The organism is Galbibacter sp. PAP.153 (genome assembly GCF_037029175.1).
Classification (GTDB): domain Bacteria; phylum Bacteroidota; class Bacteroidia; order Flavobacteriales; family Flavobacteriaceae; genus Galbibacter; species Galbibacter pacificus.
Map to the genome: position 1 here is coordinate 79,402 of NZ_JAZEUN010000015.1, position 20,220 is coordinate 99,621.

19 protein-coding genes and 2 tRNA genes are annotated in these 20,220 nt (G+C 39.2%); 2 read left to right on the forward strand and 19 right to left on the reverse strand.

What is annotated here, in order from left to right:
- Positions 1-10: 10 nt before the first annotated feature.
- The 8 genes from UXI14_RS11235 to porV form a co-directional block, all read right to left on the reverse strand.
- Positions 11-1,084, reverse strand: coding sequence for a mannose-1-phosphate guanylyltransferase (locus UXI14_RS11235; protein ID WP_335966210.1), 1,074 nt, complete (start codon positions 1,082-1,084; stop codon positions 11-13).
- Positions 1,085-1,089: 5 nt separating this feature from the next.
- Positions 1,090-1,689 carry a SprT-like domain-containing protein gene (locus UXI14_RS11240; protein WP_277900917.1) on the reverse strand — a complete coding sequence of 200 codons (600 nt, stop codon included), beginning with the start codon at positions 1,687-1,689 and terminating at the stop codon, positions 1,090-1,092.
- Between the two features lie 12 nt (positions 1,690-1,701).
- Positions 1,702-2,385: an SDR family oxidoreductase gene (locus tag UXI14_RS11245; RefSeq protein ID WP_277900916.1), complete on the reverse strand. Its 684-nt coding sequence runs from the start codon at positions 2,383-2,385 to the stop codon at positions 1,702-1,704.
- 20 nt (positions 2,386-2,405) lie between these two features.
- Entirely contained in the window at positions 2,406-3,407 is a 1,002-nt protein-coding gene (locus UXI14_RS11250; RefSeq protein WP_277900915.1) for a M28 family peptidase, read from the reverse strand.
- A gap of 162 nt (positions 3,408-3,569) precedes the next feature.
- Complete coding sequence (locus UXI14_RS11255) at positions 3,570-5,213, reverse strand: pyruvate dehydrogenase complex dihydrolipoamide acetyltransferase (protein WP_335966211.1); 1,644 nt, start codon at positions 5,211-5,213, stop codon at positions 3,570-3,572.
- Positions 5,214-5,218: 5 nt separating this feature from the next.
- Complete coding sequence (gene pdhA / locus UXI14_RS11260; RefSeq protein WP_277900913.1) at positions 5,219-6,217, reverse strand: pyruvate dehydrogenase (acetyl-transferring) E1 component subunit alpha; 999 nt, start codon at positions 6,215-6,217, stop codon at positions 5,219-5,221.
- A gap of 153 nt (positions 6,218-6,370) precedes the next feature.
- Positions 6,371-6,862, reverse strand: a complete 492-nt coding sequence (cdd, locus tag UXI14_RS11265; protein ID WP_277900912.1) for a cytidine deaminase — start codon at positions 6,860-6,862, stop codon at positions 6,371-6,373.
- A gap of 188 nt (positions 6,863-7,050) precedes the next feature.
- On the reverse strand, positions 7,051-8,199 hold the full coding sequence (gene porV, locus UXI14_RS11270) for a type IX secretion system outer membrane channel protein PorV (RefSeq protein WP_335966212.1): 1,149 nt from the start codon (positions 8,197-8,199) through the stop codon (positions 7,051-7,053).
- 475 nt (positions 8,200-8,674) lie between these two features.
- Here porV and gldJ point away from each other — a divergent pair, with 475 nt between their 5' ends.
- A complete protein-coding gene (gldJ, locus tag UXI14_RS11275; protein WP_335966213.1) occupies positions 8,675-10,318 on the forward strand; it encodes a gliding motility lipoprotein GldJ in 1,644 nt (547 codons plus the stop codon).
- A gap of 67 nt (positions 10,319-10,385) precedes the next feature.
- Positions 10,386-11,663, forward strand: a complete 1,278-nt coding sequence (gene murF / locus UXI14_RS11280; RefSeq protein WP_335966214.1) for a UDP-N-acetylmuramoyl-tripeptide--D-alanyl-D-alanine ligase — start codon at positions 10,386-10,388, stop codon at positions 11,661-11,663.
- Positions 11,664-11,752: 89 nt separating this feature from the next.
- Here the strand turns inward: murF and UXI14_RS11285 are convergent, their stop codons facing one another.
- From UXI14_RS11285 to UXI14_RS11335, 11 genes are all read right to left on the reverse strand, one after another.
- Positions 11,753-12,586, reverse strand: a complete 834-nt coding sequence (locus tag UXI14_RS11285; protein ID WP_335966215.1) for a ferritin-like domain-containing protein — start codon at positions 12,584-12,586, stop codon at positions 11,753-11,755.
- A 21-nt stretch (positions 12,587-12,607) separates the two neighbouring features.
- The gene (locus UXI14_RS11290) at positions 12,608-13,336 is read right to left on the reverse strand and encodes a ferritin-like domain-containing protein (RefSeq protein ID WP_335966216.1); all 729 of its coding nucleotides are present in this window, start codon (positions 13,334-13,336) and stop codon (positions 12,608-12,610) included.
- Positions 13,337-13,669: 333 nt separating this feature from the next.
- Positions 13,670-13,945 (reverse strand): GIY-YIG nuclease family protein, encoded by a 276-nt coding sequence (locus UXI14_RS11295; protein WP_335966217.1) that lies wholly within the window; start codon positions 13,943-13,945, stop codon positions 13,670-13,672.
- Positions 13,946-13,972: 27 nt separating this feature from the next.
- Positions 13,973-14,047: transfer RNA gene (locus UXI14_RS11300), tRNA-Val, on the reverse strand.
- A gap of 58 nt (positions 14,048-14,105) precedes the next feature.
- Positions 14,106-14,183, reverse strand: a tRNA-Val gene (locus tag UXI14_RS11305).
- A 69-nt stretch (positions 14,184-14,252) separates the two neighbouring features.
- The gene (locus UXI14_RS11310; protein ID WP_335966218.1) at positions 14,253-15,461 is read right to left on the reverse strand and encodes a folylpolyglutamate synthase/dihydrofolate synthase family protein; all 1,209 of its coding nucleotides are present in this window, start codon (positions 15,459-15,461) and stop codon (positions 14,253-14,255) included.
- Positions 15,462-15,466: 5 nt separating this feature from the next.
- The gene (locus UXI14_RS11315; protein WP_335966219.1) at positions 15,467-16,363 is read right to left on the reverse strand and encodes an energy transducer TonB; all 897 of its coding nucleotides are present in this window, start codon (positions 16,361-16,363) and stop codon (positions 15,467-15,469) included.
- A 1-nt stretch (position 16,364) separates the two neighbouring features.
- Positions 16,365-16,751 carry a biopolymer transporter ExbD gene (locus UXI14_RS11320; protein ID WP_277900904.1) on the reverse strand — a complete coding sequence of 129 codons (387 nt, stop codon included), beginning with the start codon at positions 16,749-16,751 and terminating at the stop codon, positions 16,365-16,367.
- 81 nt (positions 16,752-16,832) lie between these two features.
- The gene (locus tag UXI14_RS11325; protein ID WP_277900903.1) at positions 16,833-17,522 is read right to left on the reverse strand and encodes a MotA/TolQ/ExbB proton channel family protein; all 690 of its coding nucleotides are present in this window, start codon (positions 17,520-17,522) and stop codon (positions 16,833-16,835) included.
- A gap of 54 nt (positions 17,523-17,576) precedes the next feature.
- On the reverse strand, positions 17,577-18,941 hold the full coding sequence (gene nhaD / locus UXI14_RS11330; RefSeq protein WP_277900902.1) for a sodium:proton antiporter NhaD: 1,365 nt from the start codon (positions 18,939-18,941) through the stop codon (positions 17,577-17,579).
- A gap of 30 nt (positions 18,942-18,971) precedes the next feature.
- Positions 18,972-20,198, reverse strand: coding sequence for a Glu/Leu/Phe/Val dehydrogenase dimerization domain-containing protein (locus tag UXI14_RS11335; RefSeq protein WP_335966220.1), 1,227 nt, complete (start codon positions 20,196-20,198; stop codon positions 18,972-18,974).
- Between the last annotated feature and the right edge of the window lie 22 nt (positions 20,199-20,220).

Here is a 20,220-nt window from a genome sequence, read left to right on the forward strand (position 1 = left end):
GGTTTTGGTATTATGTGTCGCTATATTTTTCTTTCATTTTTTTTAAAAGGTCCTTCACTTCTTGTTCCTTTTTTTTGGGATAAATTAAAAGTTTATCTTTTTCGTCTATAATTATATAATCTTTAAGGTCGCCTATTACAACTGTTTTATTTTTTGATGTATGCACAATGTTTCCTTTTGAATTCTCCAACAGTGCTTTGGCATTTACCACAACGTTTTCATTGTCGTCTTTAGGAAGTTCGTCGTACAAAGAACCCCAAGTCCCCAGATCATTCCAATCAAAGCTTGCAGGCAATACATATATATTTTTGGACGGCTCCATTACCGCATAATCTATAGAAATATTTTCGGCTTCTGGATATGTGGTATTGATAAATGCTTGTTCTTTTTGAGTATTCATTACCGAAAAACCGTTTATAAATTGATTAAACATGGTTGGTTGGTGTTTCTCGAAAGCTTCTAAAATACTTTTCGCGCTCCAAATAAAAATCCCGGCATTCCATAAAAAGTTACCTTGTTCCAGAAAAACCTTTGCAGTTTCGTAATCGGGCTTTTCTCTAAATTGTTCTACTTTTTTAACAGTATCGGTTTCATTTTTTTTATGCTGAATATAGCCATAGCCTATATTGGGAAAGGTTGGTTTTATGCCAAGCGTCATCAATACATCGTCGGCTTTACATGTTTCAAAACAAGTTTTAAGGTCTTTGGCAAATGCTTCTTCATCTTCTATCCAATGATCGCTTGGTGCGACCACCAATAATGCATCTGGATTTTTTTTCTTTATTTTTAACGATGCATATAAAATACAGGGGGCCGTATTCCGCATAACCGGTTCCAAAACCAATTGTTCCTTTTTTATTTTTGGCAATTGCTCCATCACCAAATTGCCATATTCTTCATTGGTAAGAATGTAGATATTTTCGGCAGGAATCGACCTGTTTAGTCTATTGAATGTTTTTTGTATAAGGGTCTCTCCAGTTCCCAAAATATCATGAAATTGCTTTGGCAATGCAGCTGTGCTAACAGGCCAAAAGCGGGAACCTATTCCCCCCGCCATTAATATTGCATATAAATTTTTGTTCATTAAAATCAATTAGTGAGTAATTCAACCTCGGCATTTGGCTGAAACAAGTATATTTTACCAGAGCTCATTTCGATGCATTCATATCGTTTTACCCTTTTATTTCCCTTTTTAAACACTTTTCCGTTATATATTTTAAAAATGCTTCCCATGGGAAGTTCAAATATATAATTTTTATCGTTTTGCGGATCAAATTCTTTTAGTGCCACAGACAAATGTGCATCGGTATCACTGCTAGCCTTTGGGTTTTTAAAATGCCTGGCCAATACCGGAAGTAAAGACGACGGAAAAATTTCTGGACGTATAAATGGCAACATTAATTGCTGAAACGTATATTTCCACTCATTACCATGTGGCTTAATATGCCTCCCATATTTGGTAAAGGCCACCAAATGTGCTATTTCGTGCACCAAGGTTATTAAAAAACGATACTTGTTTAGATTGGCATTTACCGTTATTTGATGACTTCCGTCAGGCAATTTTCTATAATCGCCGTGCCGGGTCACTCTTTCGTTAACAATTTTTAAATGCACATGATTTTGTTTTATCAACTGGAAACATGGTTCTGCGGCTCGTTCCGGAAGGTATTTATTTAAAACATTATGCATAATAACTCTTTTTTAAGGAGTACTGTTACTAACCTGTAATAGTTTACCATTGTAAAATTGATGCCCTTTTTGTGAAAAATCGGCTATATAAGCTGCCATTTCCTTAGCGGTTGTAGGTGCATTATACCCCGGAAATGCCTCTTGCAACATTTCTGTTTGTACCGCCCCCAGTGCCAGTACATTAAAAGAAGGACCTGTTTCTTTGTATTCTTCTGCCAAAAGTTCGGTTAGCGTAATTACTGCCCCTTTTGAAGAGCTATATGCCGCCAGGCCGGGAAACTTCATACTGCCCTGTACACCCCCCATGCTACTTATGGTCAACACATGCCCATTTTTGGGCATAAAAGGCAATACAACCCGTATTAAGGCAGCTACGCCAAAAACGTTTACCTTGTATACATTTTCATAATCTTCGGTTGAAATTTCAGCAAAAGGCTTGTTTACCAATCTTCCGGCATTATTTATCAGGATATCTACATGTTGCCAATCCTTTTCAATGTATTTTCTTACGCTTTCCAAGTTGCCTTCATTGCAGATATCGCAATTAAAAGCTTCAACATTTTTCAGGTTCAGCTGTTTTATGGGGCCGGCATTTCTGGACAAAGCCAATACATGGTGCCCTTGTCCTGCTAAAAGCTGCACCAGTTCATACCCTATCCCTCTGCTTGTTCCTGTTACAATTATATTTTTTGCCATTCTCTATACCGATTTTTCAATCAGTTCATTTTAATTTCATCAGTTGGCACATTTGCCATTTTTTCGAGCACAGGCGTCATTTCGTTTATTACTGTTGCCATATGTTCAAAATCCATTTCTCCAACTTCATCGTCTACGTGATGGTAATACTCATAATTTTCAAAGTCAAAGGTACAAACAGTTTGTGATGGCACATTGAATTCCGTATAAAAAGGATAATTGTCCGACCGTTTAAAAAGCTGATATTCTCCTGCTTTTGGTAAAAACCCTACAATGTCTTTCCCGGCATAGGTATTAATTTTTTCGGCCATATTGGTTTCTTTGTACCCAGTAATATACATTAGTTCTTCGCGTTGCATGGGAACACCGATCATTTCAAAATTAACCATGGTATACAAATTAAAGTTTTCCTTTTTAAGTTTTGACGCTAAATGTTTGGAACCCAACAGTCCCTTTTCTTCAGCAGAAAAAAGTACAAAAAGTAAACTCCTTTTATTAGTTTTATGCGTGCCAAAATATTTTGCTATTTCCAATACCGCTGTAGTCCCGGAAGCATTATCGTTGGCACCGTTGGCTATAGTGTCGCCATTTACAGGTTTCCCAGAACCTATATGGTCGTAATGTGCACCAATAACAATATACTCGTTTTTTAAACGGGCATCGTTTCCTTCTACAAGACCAACAATGTTGAATGCTGGCGCGTCAAAATTAGTCAAGGTATCCCTGTAGGTTTTAAAATAAGGTTTTATGCCGTTTGTTTTAAAAATGTTTTCGATATAATTGGCAGCTTCGTTAATACCTTCACTCCCTGCTTCCCTTCCGTTTAGCCTATCGGAAGCCAAAAAAGTAATTATTTGCTCTACTTCTGAAGCATTGGAAACCGAAACTTCTTTGCTTTGGGCATCCAATACAACCTCTTTAGTCTTATCGGCCTGCGAAATTTGCTCGGATACAGGAACGGTAGACGATTTACAGCCTAAGGCCATAATTGATACGGCAAGTATAAATAATTGTTTTTTCACACGTTTATGGTTTAAATATCATTAATAAAATAGAGAAAGTCACAAAAACCATGATTTCTCAGTAAAAAAAGCGAATCAAAAAAGATTGATTTTAAATATACCAAAAATCCCGCATAAAGCGGGATTTTTAAGATATAATGAAAATATAATCATGTTTATTTTTTAAGCCAACATGGTTACCGGGTTTTCCAAATATGCCTGCAAAGTTTGCAGGAATTGAGCTCCGGTAGCACCGTCAACGGTTCTATGATCGCAAGCCAATGTAACTTTCATGGTATGGCCAACAACGATTTCTCCATTTTTAACAACCGGTTTTTCCACGATTCCACCTACCGATAAAATGGCAGAGTTTGGCTGATTGATAATAGAGGTAAATTCTTGAATACCGAACATTCCCAAATTAGAAACCGTAAAAGTACTGCCTTCCATTTCCTGGGGTGCAATCTTTTTGTTTCTCGCCTTTCCTGCCAGTTCTTTAACCTGCGAACCTATTTGGGTCAAGCTCATTTGGTCTGTAAATTTAAGCACGGGTACCAACAGTCCGTCTTCAACCGCTACTGCCACCCCAATATGTACGTGATGGTTGTAAACGGTTACATCGTCTTTCCATGAAGTGTTTACCTGCGGATGCTTTTTAAGCGCCATTGCACAGGCCTTTACCACCATATCGTTAAACGAAACTTTAATGTCCGGCAGTGAATTTATCTGTCCGCGTGAAGCCATGGCATTATCCATATCAACTTCAATAGTTAAATAGTAATGCGGTGCAGAGAATTTAGATTCTCCCAACCTTCTCGCAATGGTTTTGCGCATTTGAGAGTTTTTCTTCTCTTCCCTACTTTCTTCCCCAGCTGGAACAAACGGCATTACATTTGCACTTGGAGCCGGGCTTCCTGTTGGAGCTTCAGCCGCCGCCGACTTACTTTCAGCAGGTGCTTTGTAATTTTCTATGTCTTTTTTAACAATCCTGCCATTTTCTCCTGTTCCCTTCACTTTAGAAAGGTCGATCCCTTTATCTTCAGCCATTTTCTTGGCCAAAGGAGAGGCAAAAATCCTTCCGTTGGAACTAGAAGCAGTAGTTGCGCTTGTTGTTGTTTCTTTTTTCTCTTCTTTAGAGGATCTGCTTGCTTCTTCTGCCGTTTTTTTCTTGGCAGGTGCTTTTCCTCCACCCTTGCTAGCTGCCAAAACTGCGTCCACATCGGTACCTTCGGGCCCGATTATGGCCAATACATCATCAACAGGGGCAGACTGGCCTTCTTCTATTCCTATATGAAGTAGTTTTCCCGAATAGAACGATTCAAATTCCATTGTGGCCTTATCGGTTTCTATTTCAGCAAGAATATCGCCTTCCTCCACATTGTCGCCTACTTTTTTAAGCCATGATGCAACGGTACCTTCTTCCATGGTATCACTTAAACGGGGCATTGTTACAACTTCTACGCCTTCTGGTATTTCACCTCCGGAAGCTTCATTGGTTGTATCATCTTCAACAGTTTCTTCTTTTTCTTCGGATGCAGGTTTTTCTTTAGAAGCAGCGCCACCATTCAACAATCCCGAGATATCTTCCCCTTCTTCGCCAATAATTGCCAAAAGAGAATCAACAGGAGCGCCATCGCCTTCTTCGATACCTATATGAAGTAACGTGCCTTCGTGAAAAGACTCGAACTCCATGGTAGCCTTGTCGGTTTCTATTTCTGCTAAAATATCGCCTTCTTCTACTTTATCTCCTACTTTTTTAAGCCACTTTGCCACCACACCTTCTTCCATGGTGTCGCTCAAACGCGGCATGTTAATAATTTCTGCCATTATTTTTAAAGTTTATGCGGTAAAAATGGATAATCTTCTTGGTCGTACACTACATCGTACATAACATTTTTGTCTGGAAAATCTGATTCTTCGGCGAATTTCTCACATTCTTTAACCAATTCCTTAACCCTTTTATCTATTTTCTGGATATCTGTGTCTTTGGCATATTTTTTCTCCAAAATAATATCCTTAACTTGAGTAATCGGGTCTATTTTTTTGTATTCCTCTACTTCTTCTTTTGTTCTGTAGTGTTGGGCATCGGACATGGAGTGCCCTCTATACCTATATGTTTTCATTTCAAGAAAAGTTGGCCCTCCTCCAGAACGGGCCCTTTCTACGGCTTCGTAAACTGCTTCGGCCACTTTTACGGGGTTCATCCCGTCTACAGGCCCACAAGGCATATCAAAACCTAAACCTAGTTTCCATATTTCCTGTTCTTTGGATGTTCTCGCAACCGAAGTACCCATGGCATAACCATTGTTTTCGCAAATAAAAACAACCGGCAAGTTCCAAAGCATTGCTAAATTAAAGGTTTCGTGAAGGGAACCCTGACGCACTGCACCATCGCCCATATAACATAAAGTTACACCATCTCTTTTGAAGTACTTATCGGCAAAAGCCAGTCCTGCTCCTAATGGAATTTGGCCACCAACTATCCCGTGGCCACCGTAAAAGTTATGTTCTTTAGAAAAAATGTGCATGGAGCCTCCAAGTCCTTGAGAAGTTCCTGTGGCTTTTCCGTAAAGTTCTGCCATTACCTTTTTGGGGTCTACCCCCATCCCGATAGGCTGAACGTGGTTACGGTATGCTGTTATTAATTTGTCCTTTTTAGGGTCGATTGCATGTAAAGTACCTGCCAACACAGCCTCTTGGCCATTATAAAGGTGAAGAAAACCCCTTACCTTTTGTTGTATGTAAACCGCTGCCAGCTTATCTTCAAACTTTCTCCAGAACAGCATGTCTTCATACCATTTCAAGTAAACTTCTTTTGTAACTTTTTTCATCTATATTTTATTTTGCCAAATATTGAGTGCCATTACCAAATGTAGAGGCACCAAAAACCCTCTTTATAACAATGGTTTTTTAAAATGCAATACAAAAGTAGCGTTTTCAATAAAAGTGTAAAAATGAAAATCTGCTTTTATCTAAGATTTTTGTTAAATATTATTTAAAGTAGCTTTGCCAAAGGTAAGCGGCAATAAATCTTTTATGGAATCGGCCTTGACTACCTTTCCCGTTTCCCCCATAAAATAAAGTGCTATGGGAGTTTTTTGGTTCTCTTCGTATTCGTAAATAGACTGTCTACATGCACCGCACGGCGGTGTTGGCGTAAGTACGTTAAAAGAATCGGAAGCAGCAGAAACAGCCATGATTTTTATGGGCTCCCCCGGAAATTGCGTGCCTGCCTGAAAAATGGCCACGCGTTCTGCACATAACCCGGAAGGATACACGGCATTTTCTTGGTTACTACCAATTATTATTTCACCGTTTTCTAGTTGAAGCACTGCCCCTACACGGAACTTGGAATATGGGGCATATGCATTATTGCGTGCAGTTACTGCTTTTTTCATGAGTTCTTTTACCTGCTCGGGCAGCTCGTCTATGGACTCAAAAACAGTAAGCACTGTATTAATCTCAAGTTTCTTCATAATGCATTTGGTTATAACACAATAGTACTACCAAAATACAATATTTATATGAATTTTATTGCTGATGATGCGATTTAAGAAATGTTTGCTTTGTGGAAGGTTACCAAAAAGACATCCTTCACCTTATGCGAATGCGTTGATATAAAAACCCACAACACGTTATTCTTCAACAACAGAAAATGCCCTAATTAATAATACTCGTCTCCCAAATTAAATGTAATGGAGAAACGCAATGTATTTTCCAATGGGTTCCTAACTTTAGAGGTTGAAAATAAATAAGACAAATCTATGGAAGTAGCCTTGAAGGTAAAGCCGGCCCCCAGCGTAAAGAATTGACGGAAACCTTTTTCCTGGTTTTCGTGAAAATACCCGGTTCTAATGGCAAAGGCTTCATTATACACATATTCTGCCCCCATGGCCCAAGTTATTTCTTTTAATTCTTCGCTAAAACCGTCCGGGGCATCGCCAAAAGAAGAGAACACCCCGGTAAAGAAACTTTCGTTATAATAATCGTCTTCGTAATCTATTTCGCCGTCGCCATTTGAGTCGCTCGGTGTTGGCACCAACAATTTATTAAACTCCAAGTTAAGCGAGAGTATGTTCATTGGATCGAATATAAAATCAAAACCTCCACCTAATTTTAGGTTTGTTGGCAAATAGCTTTCCCTGCCCTCATCATCATATTTTATTTTAGGACCAATATTAGACACGTTAAAACCACCTTTCCACCGACCATTAAAACTGTTGTAAGCTATTTCGTTGGACTGAAAATATCCTGCAATATCTACTGCAAAAGAGCTGGCAGCTGAAGCATCAACAAATTCGTCTGGAATCTTTAAGTCTGAGCGCAAAAACCTACCTGCCACGGCCATTGAAAAGTTTTCGCTCAGTTTTAATGAATACGATAAATCTATTGCCAGTTCATTTGGCCTTTCAATAATTGGGGTAAGTCCCTGAAGTGCCTCATCTTCTGTTATAAATTCAATATCGCCCAAACTAAAATACCGTATGGTGGCCGCCCAGGCACTACGTTCGTTTATTTTTTTATAAAAAGCCGCATCGAGCAGGGCAATATCGTTCACCAACTGGCTTAAATAAGGGGTATAGCTCAACCCTATACCAATTTCGCGTTTGGCAAAAGCGTATTTTGCGGGATTCCATTGTTGCGAAAAAACATCGGGACTGGTAGTAGCACCCAGTTCGCCCATTCCACCAGATCTTGCATCGGCAGCAATCGACAAGAAAGGAACGGCAGTAGTTATAACTCTTGAATCTCCCTGAGCATGTAGGAGATTTGAAAAGATTATAAGGCTTAGGAGTAAATAGTTTAGTTTCATTTAATTTTATTAAATAACAGCAAATATAATTGTTTAAAATTGTTAGGCAAACACTTAGGTTTTCCTACAACAGTATATAATTAACGTAACATTAACAAAAATGTTATACAACTTCGACTTTTTTTTAAATTTTTTTCGATAAAAATATTTTATTCGGTTGAAAAAACGCTCTATCTTCTATAAATAATTGAAAAATGATAATGAAACAAAAGCTACTAAATATGCAGAAATTATATACTTCCGTTAGGCAAACGCATACAACCTGAGTTTATTTTATGGGTTACCACATTTAAAAAAGTAAAAAATAATCGACAAAAAGATTTTTGCAACATATAATAAAATGACCATTTGCACGTTTTTACAACAGCGAAACGAACTTTGACAACATTATACCCACAATTTTGATGAAAAAAATTGAATTAAATATCTTAATTGCTATATTGCACACTTATTTAAGACAACTCAAATCTTAATTATGAAGAAGTATCTATTCAACCCATATGTATTATGTTTGGTAGCGTTTGCGAGTTTAACTAGCTGTAGTAACTCAAACAAAAACACTTCCAGGGCTACAGGATGGCAAATCAACTCTAAAGAAGGAGGCTTTCAATACAACACAAATTTTAAAGAGCAGGAAACTGCTCCAGGCCTTGTGTTTTTGGAAGGCGGAACTTTTGTTAGGGGAAAAGTGCAAGACGATGTAATGCATGACTGGAACAACACACCTACACAACAACATGTCCAGTCGTTTTACATGGATGAAACAGAGGTTACCAATAAGATGTACATGGAATACCTGGACTATCTTAAAAGTGTTTATCCTCCAGACGACCCCGCTTATGCAAATATTTACCAAGGTGCCCTACCCGACACTCTTGTTTGGAGAAACCGGCTTGGTTATAACGAAGTAATGACCAACAACTATTTAAGGCACCCTGCATATGCAGAATACCCCGTAGTTGGTGTAAACTGGGTGCAAGCGGTTCAATTTTCCGAATGGAGAACCGACCGTGTAAACGAACTTATGCTTGAAAGGGAAGGGTATCTTGCCAAGAACAGCAAATATGCCGTTGTAAACGGTGAGACCCAAGGAACGTTTAGCACAGAAACCTATTTAAACAGCCCTGAAAATGTATATGGAGGTCAAATAGACTCCTTACAAGGAAAGGCAAAAAGAGACTCTACAAACGTATTTGCAAAAAGATCAAGCGGAATTATCATGCCTTCATATAGATTGCCCACGGAAACCGAATGGGAATATGCCGCTACTGCACTTGTTGGGACCAGGGAATACAACAATTATAGAGGAAGAAAAAAATATCCTTGGGAAGGAGAATATACCCGTTCTGGAAAAAGAAAGAACCGTGGCGACCAATTGGCAAACTTTAAACAAGGAAAAGGTGATTATGGCGGAATTGCAGGTTGGTCTGACGATAGCGCAGACATTACCGCACAGGTAAAATCGTATCCTCCAAACGATTGGGGACTTTACGATATGGCCGGTAACGTAGCAGAATGGGTTGCCGATGTATACAGACCCATTGTAGACGACGAAGCAAACGACTTTAACTATTATCGCGGTAACGTATATATGAAAACGTCTATTGGCGAAGATGGAAAAGTGGAAATAGTAGGAAGGGACGGAATTAAATATGATACCTTGAGCAATGGAAGAATTGTAGCCCGCGACTTGCCAGGTGAAATAGCCATGGTTCCTATAAATGAAAATGACACGTACCTTAGAACCAATTTTGATAGAAGCGATAACAGAGACTATAGAGATGGCGACAAAGGATCTACAAGATACTACGATATGTTTAGCGATGATGGAGAACTTGACGACTCCAAAAGGATGTACAATGCCCCCGAAAATAAAATTGAAAGGGACTCTTTAGGAAATATCATCAAGCAAATCGACGAATCCAATTCCAGGACCACACTTATAAACGACGAAGTCCGTGTATACAAAGGAGGTTCATGGAGAGACCGGGCATATTGGCTTGACCCGGCCCAACGTAGATACCTACCACAATACATGGCTACCGATTATATTGGTTTCCGCTGTGCAATGTCAAGGGTAGGTTCTAAAGCCAAAGAAAAGAAAACACCGAGACACTAAAAATATTTCGACAAAAATCCACTCGAAGCCCTGATTTATTCAGGGCTTTTTTTATACTTTTATTTCTATGAAAATAGAACAACTTCACTCGTATTTTTTAAACACCTCAGGAGTAATTACCGATACCCGAAAAATAGAAGACAATTGTTTGTTTTTTGCATTAAAGGGAGAAAATTTTAATGGGAACGAATTTGCAGAAGAAGCCTTAAAAAAAGGGGCTGCTTATGCCATAATAGATCAAGAGGAATATCACACATCAAATAAAACCATTCTTGTAAACAACACTTTGGAAGCATTACAGCAACTTGCTTCCTATCATAGAAAATATTTAAACATTCCCATTATAGCGCTCACCGGAAGCAATGGCAAGACCACTACCAAAGAGCTCATCAATGCAGTTTTGTCTAAAAAATTTAGCACAAAGGCCACCAAGGGAAATCTAAACAATCATATTGGCGTGCCCATTACCTTACTCTCCATGGATAATAAAGTTGAAATGGGCGTGGTAGAAATGGGGGCCAACCACCTCAAGGAAATAGAACGGTTATGTAATATTGCAACTCCAGATTATGGATACATCACCAATTTTGGGAAAGCACACCTAGAAGGTTTTGGAGGGGTTGAAGGGGTTATTAAAGGCAAAAGCGAACTTTATAATCATCTTATAAATAACCATAAAACTGTTTTTTTTAATGCTGATGATGCTATCCAAAAGGAGAAACTAGAGAATTATCAAAAAAAATATGGTTTTAGCGCTGTTTCAGCATCCGATGTTAAGGTGAATTTGACCAGTGCCGATCCCTTTGTTGAAGTTTTATATAAAAACAAGGCAATAAAATCGCAGTTAATCGGTACATACAATTATACCAATATTGCAGCTGCCATTACCATTGGTCATTACTTTAAAGTACCAACAGAAGCCATCAAAGAAGCCATAGAAGCATACCTGCCTTCCAACAACAGATCGCAAATAATAAAGACCAACAAATATAAAATTATCCTTGACGCCTATAATGCCAATCCAACCAGCATGAAGGCTGCTTTAGAAAACTTTTCCGCTTTAAAAGACGACCATAAAACCGTAATTCTTGGAGATATGTTTGAATTAGGCCCAAGTGCCAAGGAAGAGCATCAAATAATTGCAGCTATTGCTACCGGATATAATTTTGAAAGGGTTTTCCTTATTGGAAGCCATTTTTATGAAGCCAACACACATGGCCTAAAATTTAAAGATTTTGATGCATTCAAGAAATCATTTCATACAGACTTACCCACTAAAGGAACCATTTTAATAAAAGGTTCGAGGGGAATGGCCCTTGAGCGGATATTGGATGTTCTCAACTAAAATTTTAATTTCATCCCAAAAAATATAGGCCGTTTAGTTTCTATATAAAAAACCAAACGGCCCAAAACAACCAACCATTAATCTTTAACTTATTCTTCTACAATAAACAAGCTGGCTATTGCTACGGCATCGTCTCCAGACAATGGTTCGTCATAAGCTTCCGTCGATGCTTCCATGGCAAAGGCTTCTCCATTACCCAATGTTGTTACATCAACTCCGCCATGAGTTACATTTTCTTCACCATTGTACACTGGTTGCGTAGCATCTGGCATACCAGTACCCCTTTCGTTATTGGTAATCCAGCCTTTCAACCCTCTTAATCTTCTAATTTCAGAGGCATGACGAGCTTCAACAGAGTGAATCTGCAAAGCTGCCGTTAAAAAAGGAGATCCCAATAAATTTCCTGCCTGGCCTTTATAAGCCCTAACTCCCGTATCTTCAAACGCTTGGGCCAAGGCCAATAATTGAGCATAAGCGGTATCCTGCCCTGCTCCATTTTCATTAAAAGGATCAAAAGCACCACCTGCGGTAAAATCGAAAGTTGGTTTTTCAACCGGTGTAACACCAGCCCCTTCCAGCCCAGCGATTAAAAAATCCACATGTGCCTGTTCATGCTTAGAAATTTGCATATATACCGTTTCTGGCCGTCCTGTTGGTAAAACCCCGGACTGAAGTGCCAAATCGTAAAATTCGTCTTCCAAATATTCTAATGTCAAAGCCAATTGCAATGCTCCAACCGGATCGGCGTCCATGGATTGAGCATAAGCTTTTTTGGAAGAAAGTGCAGCCAACCCAAAAGGTACGGCGGCAATTGCCGCTTTTTTACCAAGATCGCCAAAAGTTCCAAATATATCCCGTCGCGATGATTTACCATCTAAAATATTGCTAGTGGTAAAATCGTCTAAAAATTTTATAATGTTCATAGTTTTCAATTTAATAGTTAATTATGGTAAGTTATTAGCCGTGAATTCGGTTTTGATAAACCCGGTTGCAGCAACGGCAGCCAATATATCTGATGGGTCCATAGCCGCATCCAACCCGGTATCTACAGTAACTGCATCGTCACCGGCAAAATCGGCAGATCCGGGGTTAATAAGCGTTCTAATTGCCGAAGCATGCCTTGCTTCTACAGATACAATTTTACCTGCAATTAAAAGATAATCAGGATTTGAAATAAGTTTTCCGGCACCATTGTATGCAGCTACACCTGTATCTTCAAGTACTTTTGCCGTACCCAGAACCTGGTCCCTGTTTCCAAAGTCTAGATCGCCATAATCAAACTCCAAAGTTGGCAACACCAACTCTGTATTGCCTTCAACAGCTGCTGTAATAGCTGTTTTAAAGAAATCTCTATGATTTACTTCGTGGTAGTACAAATCTGTTAACACTTGCTTTTCTTCATCAGAAATACTTCCGTAGAAAGAATTAACCACTTTGGTATAAAAATCGGCTTCAAGTTGTTCCAGTGCATATGCATAATTTAATACGCCCAGATCGCCCTCTCCCAAATCGAATACTTCAGATTCGGGAGGCGGCATCATCCCTTGGTCGTCGTCACTACTACATGCCCACAATAAACCCGATCCAGCTACTGCCAAACCACCTAATTTTAAGAATTGCCGTCTGTTATTAAAGCCCTTTGGTTGATGGACTTTTATGATTTTCTTTTTCATAATTGATGTTTTTAATGATTAATCTTCTACACATACTAACGAAGAAAAAGAAAGTCCGGTTTTCATAATTTTTTGTTAAATACGGATTTAGTGAAAAGAAAGGAGGTTTTTAGTTTAGGGTTCAGAGTTTAGAGGGACGAAAAAAGATTGATCATTATTTTTGCATAAACACAACAATTGGGAATGATCCATAATACCTTTTAAGGGTTTGGGAGTACAATATGTAACAATAATAAATGTCCATTGTAAAAAAAAAGCCACTCAATCTCTTGAATGGCTTTATTTATAAGTGGTGGGCGATACTGGATTCGAACCAGTGACACTCCCGACGTGTTAGTCGGGATGCCCTGAAGCAAGCAAATTTTCAATCATACGCCTGCTTTTCCATCCCTTTATCTGTTTTTCCCGGCGGTAAGCTTCAACCTTTGAAGTAAAACGTTCTTTGTGGACAATTGCCCAATCGCTAGCCCTGCCCGTGTAACCCTTATGGTTGGCATTGTGCTTTGTTAACCGCCTCTCCAAGTCACCGCTTGCCCCAACATAATACCTGTCAAGGGTTTGGGAGTACAATATGAATAATAAATGTCCATTGTAAAAAAAGCCACTCAATCTCTTGAATGGCTTTTGTATAAGTAGTGGGCGATACTGGATTCGAACCAGTGACCCCCTGCTTGTAAGGCAGGTGCTCTGAACCAGCTGAGCTAATCGCCCGTTTTGCAATTATAACAAATGTAGAGAAAAAAAGACTTCCAATAGAAGTCTCTTAAATTGGTGGGCGATACTGGATTCGAACCAGTGACCCCCTGCTTGTAAGGCAGGTGCTCTGAACCAGCTGAGCTAATCGCCCCTCATTTGCTTGATTGCGGTTGCAAATATAGAACAGTTTTTGTTTTCGGCAAAGAAATATTTGAAAAATTTAGATGATTTCCGAAACCACAAAAGTACTGCCCCCAACATAGATCAAGTCGTTTTTTGAAGCCTTGGATTTAGCTGCCTGTAAAGCTTCTGAAACTGAGCTGTATGCTTCGCCTTTCAGGTTAAAATGCGTAGCCTTTTCAAGCAGTTTTTCTACCTCAAGTCCTCTTGAGATTTTTGGCGAACAAAAGTAATATTTTGCGTTTTTAGGAAACAGTGGCAGAATTTCATCAAGGTTTTTATCCTTTACAAAACCTAAAATTAAATGTAACTGAGTAAAATTTTGTGTCAGCAATTGAGAAATTACTATGGATAACCCTTCTTTATTATGCGCGGTATCGCAGATTATTTTTGGGTGCCCACCCAATATTTGCCATCTTCCCAGAAGGCCCGTATTTTTTACCGTGTTTAAAAGTCCGCTTTTTATATGCTCTTGGGTTACCGTAAACCTCTTTAGCCTTTCTATTGTTGCAATTACCGCTTTTATATTTTTCTTTTGATAACTTCCCAGCAAGTCGCTTTTAAAATCGGTTTTTATTTCTTCAGCTAAAAAAATAGGAGCATCCTTTTCTGTTGCCACCGATTGAAATACCGGATAGGTAAGTTCGTTATACTCGCTTATCACAACCGGAACAGTTTGTTTAATAATCCCGGCCTTTTCCCATGCTATTTTTTCTAAAGTATCGCCCAACATATCGGTATGGTCGAACCCGATATTGGTAATTACTGAAATTTCTGGGACAATAATATTTGTAGAATCGTACCTTCCCCCCAAGCCAACTTCAATGATAGCGATATCTACTTTTTCTTCGGAAAAATAATGAAACGCCATGCCTACGGTCATTTCAAAAAAAGAGAGCGATTGTTCTTCGAGAAATGCTTTATTCTTGGCAATAAAACTGACTACTGATTCTTTGGATATTTCTTTTCCGTTGATTTTTATACGTTCACGAAAATCTTTTAAATGTGGGGAAGTATACAGTCCAACTTTATATCCCGCTTCCTGAAGAATTGAAGCCAACATATGGCTTGTGGAGCCTTTTCCGTTGGTGCCGGCCACATGAACAGCTTTAAAGTTTTTCTCAGGACTGCCCAGATGTTTTACAAAATTTATGGTATTGGTAAGCTTAGGTTTAAAAGCAGTTTGACCTTGCTTTTGATACATTGGCAACCTACCAAACATCCAATCGAGGGTTTGCTCGTATGTCATTTTGTTTATTCTCCTAGTTTGAAATTAACTACTACGAACCCTATTTGACGGGAAGGCGCATTGGAATCGGCATTCCATTTATATGATTTGGCCGTTTTGCTTGCAGCTTCAAATAAACATTTGGCTGTATTTGTAGTTCCTCTTACGCCAGGTGTGGCATTGACAACCTTTCCAGATCGGTCTACTTCTATTTTTACTACAACTGTTCCATATTCGTTGCAATCCTGCACAAATTTATCGCCCGAGACCAAGCTTCTTCCATTCAAACCATACCCAACACCGCCCGAACCACTTCCTGCGCCTCCGTAATAACTGCTTGCATAGGGGTCTCCATCGGGTTGCCCTTTGTCTCCAGCTTTGTTATCGTTTCCTTCGCTTCCCGTTGCGGTCCCGTCGGAACTGTTAAGTCCACCCATCATGGCATCGAGCTGCTTTTTCTTGGCTTCCTGCTCTTGCCGTACACGTTCTTCTTCGGCCTTGCGTTCTCTTTCTTTGCGTTCGGCTTCGGCCTTTGCCTTGCGCTCGGCTTCTTCTTCGGCCCTTTTTTTCTTTGCTTCGGCTTCTTTTTGTTTTTTAATAACTATCGATTCTTCATTATCCTGCGTCACCACTTCTTCTGCCTCGGTTTGAGAAACTTCTTTGGGAGCCGATGGTTCTACTACTTCTTCCTTGGGCTGTTCTTCTACTTTTGGCTTTTCAACAGGTGTGCTCTTTATTTTTTCTTTAGGTTGAACATTCCCGCTTCCAAAGTCGGTTGTACCAAAATTTACCGAAATACCGCTTTCAATAGGCGGATCCAGATAAGATAGCCCAATATAAAACATAAGAAATAGTAGCAACGATAACAATATCGTGGTTAATGTAAACGATTTTTTCTTATGTCGTGTATCTAGTAAAGACATTTTATTCTGGTCTTACAGCCAATATTACTTTGTAATTGTTCTGGTTTGCTATATCCATAATATTAACGGCATTATCGATAGGCACACTTTTTTCTGCCCGTAAAATTATGGTTGGTTTATCTACATCTTTCAGTCTGCGCTTTAACTCGGTTTCTACAAATTCGGATTTTACTTTAACATTATCAACAAAAATATCCAAGTTTTTATTGATGCTCACAGAGACGTTTTGTGTATTTGTTGATTTTCCTTTCGCCTTGGGCAAAAGCAAGTCTAATGCATTTGGAGAATTTGAGGTAAGCATAAAGAACACCAGAAGCAGAAAGACAATGTCTGTCATGGAACTCATGCTGAATTCCGGCGACACTTTATTTCTTCCTTTTAATTTCATCTGTTTTATGTTTGGTATTTTATGAATAACTACATGGCTTGCGAAAAGCAGGCCATGTAGTTTAAAAGTATGTTGTTAGTATTAAACGGGTTCATCCAAAAGATCCAGGAATTCTACCGCATTGGCTTCCATGTTGTGCACCACCTTGTCTGTGCGCACCACTAAATGGTTGTAACCAATATATGCAATAATCCCTACAACAAGTCCGGCCACTGTTGTTGTCATGGCGGTGTATATACCTCCCGCCAATTGGCCCATTTCGGCCTGTCCCCCGCTGGTTGCCATTTGGTGAAACGCGATAATCATCCCGATTACGGTCCCAAGGAAACCAATCATGGGTGCAGCACCGGCCACGGTTGCCAAAATACTTACATTTTTCTCCAGCTTATAGACCTCTAAAGTACCTGCATTTTCTATGGCCTTATTGATATCGTCTAAAGGTTTTCCTATTCTGGAAATTCCTTTTTCGGTAAGCCTTGCCACCGGCGAATCTGTTTGGGCACATAAAATTTTTGCAGCTTCCAGTTTTCCATTAGATACATGGTCCCTAATTTGATTCATAAAATTTTTATCAATCCTAGATGCCGCTTTTATGGCAAAAATGCGTTCAAAGTATATGTAAAGGGCTACAAATAACAATACAAAAAGCACTGCTATAATTATAATACTTCCGGTTCCACCATTTACAATTAAATCTATAACCGACAGTGTTTTTTCTTCCGAAAGCGCTTCCTGAGCCACCTCCTGGGTTGCTTCTTGAAATAATATCATATATTATTAATTTGCTTAATAGGTTAAGTTTATAACGATAATATCAGAATAAAATTATACGTTTAAGATGAAATTTCTCATAATTACAAATATAACGGCACCCCCTAAGAAACCGGCCAATGCCAACCAGGCTATTTTTTTAAGATACCAAAAGAAGTCTATTTTTTCCATTCCCATGGCCACAACCCCGGCAGCCGAACCAATAATTAACATACTTCCACCGGTACCTGCCGAATATGCAATAAAGTGCCAAACCGGGTCGTCCATCCCTACAGAGAACATCCCCATACTGGCGGCCACCAATGGCACATTATCTATTATGGCCGAGCCTACACCTAATATAAGCACTACAATGTCCGACACTTTTTCTCCATGAGATTCAGTTCCCAACATAGGCATAGCAGCATCCATTTTTTCGGCAAAATGGAAAAGCATCCCCAAAGATTCTAACGCTGCAACTGCCATTAATATACCCAAGAAGAATAAAATACTGGGGAGTTCTATTCTTGAAAGAGAATGGTGAACCGGACTGTGGTGTCCTTGAAAGTCTCCACTATCTTCGCTAACACCGGAAAGAGCGAATTTTTTATTACTATATATTTCGGCAAAAGTTGCCACTACAGCCAAAGAAAGCATCATACCAACATATGGTGGCAAATGTGTAATGGTTTTAAAAATCGGCACAAATATAATTCCGCCCAAACCTAGATAGAGCATAACGGTACCGTATTTTGATTTTTTGATGTCTTCTGTAAAATCGCCATCAATTTTACCTTGAAATATTTTTAAACGGGAAGCTATTAAAGTTGGAATAATCATACAGAAAATTGAAGGAAGCAATACGTGCTCTATCAACACGGCCGCCGTAACTTTATGCTGGATCCATAACATTGTGGTGGTTACATCTCCAATAGGCGACCACGCTCCACCGGCATTTGCCGCAATAACGATAATACCGGCAAACCATAGGCGTAAGTTTCTATCGTTCAATACTTTTTGCAATATGGTTATTAGCACAATGGTAGCTGTAAGATTGTCAATAATTGCCGATAATATAAATGCCAAAATACTGAACACCCAAAGTAACTTACGTTTGCTTCGGGTTTTTATGTACCCTTTTATTGTTGCAAAGCCATCGAAATAATCAATAATTTCAACAATGGTCATTGCGCCAAGCAAGAAAACCAGAATTTCGGCCGTTTTCCCCAGATGGTGCAATAAAATGTCGTCTATATGGGTTGCCTCCAATTCTTTAAGTTCTGCATTAACCTCAAACACATCCATGTGCGTCAATGCTATTATGGCCCATAAAAGGGCCATCATCCCCAAGGCGGGTATTAATTTATCTATTTTTAAGTTGTGTTCTAGTGTGATTGCCAAATAACCAAGAACGAATACAAGAATAATAATTGTCTCCATAGGATAGTTGTTAGTATATATATTTTGCGTCTAAATTAACTGTTTTAAAGCGATTTCAAAAGCGGTGCTGCTAATATTTATTTTTGAACCACTGTGTTTAAATGTATTTTGCAGTGCTTTTTGTATGGTACTTGAAGTATCATCAAATATTGCCTCGTCGGTCATTTCCGTACGGCGCTCCATAAAATAGGCAAATACCCTCGCCATACCGCAATTGGATATAAAATCGGGAATTAAACTAATTCTTTGGTCGGTATGTTCCATTATGGGCCCAAAAAATATTTCCTTATCGGCAAAAGGCACATTTGCCCCGCACGATACTACTTCGAGCCCTGTCTCTATCATTTGCGATATCTGTTCTTTTTTAATTAAGCGCGAAGCGGCACAAGGTAAAAATATTTCTGCTGGCAATTTCCATATTTTTTCGTTCATTTCTTCAAACGGAACCATATCCGGAAGATCCAACGTATTGCCTTTCTTGTTCAGGAAGAATGTTCTAATTTCATCAAAAGTATAGCCTTCTTCATTAATAACACCTCCATTAATATCTATGATACCTACTATTTTTGCCCCCATTTGGGACAGGTAATAAGCGGCTGCGGCACCTACATTTCCAAAGCCTTGCACAATGGCTCTTTTTCCTTTTACCGAACCTCCGTAAATATTATAAAAATGCTTTACGGATTCTGCAACGCCAAAACCGGTAATCATGTCGGCCACTGTATATTTTCTTTTTACGTCTGGGGAATAGCTCTCGTTTTCCAATACTTTTATAACCCCTTGCCTCAATTGTCCGATGCGATTAATTTTATCGGCTTCCGAAGGTTTAAAGTGCCCGTTAAAAACTCCTTCCTGCGGATGCCAAACACCACAATCTTCGGTAATGGGGATAACTTCGTGGATTTCGTCTACGTTTAAATCGCCCCCGGTCCCGTAATAACTTTTCAGTAATGGGGAAACGGCTTTATACCAGCGCTCCAACACTCCTTTTTTTCTTGGATCTTTCGGGTCGAAATTAATTCCGGATTTTGCTCCGCCAATGGCTGGCCCGGAGACGGTAAACTTCACCTCCATTGTTTTTGCCAGCGAGAGTACCTCGTTTGCATCCAGCCCAACGCGCATTCGGGTCCCGCCTCCTGCGGCGCCGCCTCTTAATGAGTTTATGACTGTCCATCCTTCGGCCTCTGTTTCAGGATCTTTCCAATTAAAAATAATTTCGGGGGACTTTTCTTCGTATTGTTTTAGTAATTCTTTCATTAAATTATTAAAGTGTTCACAA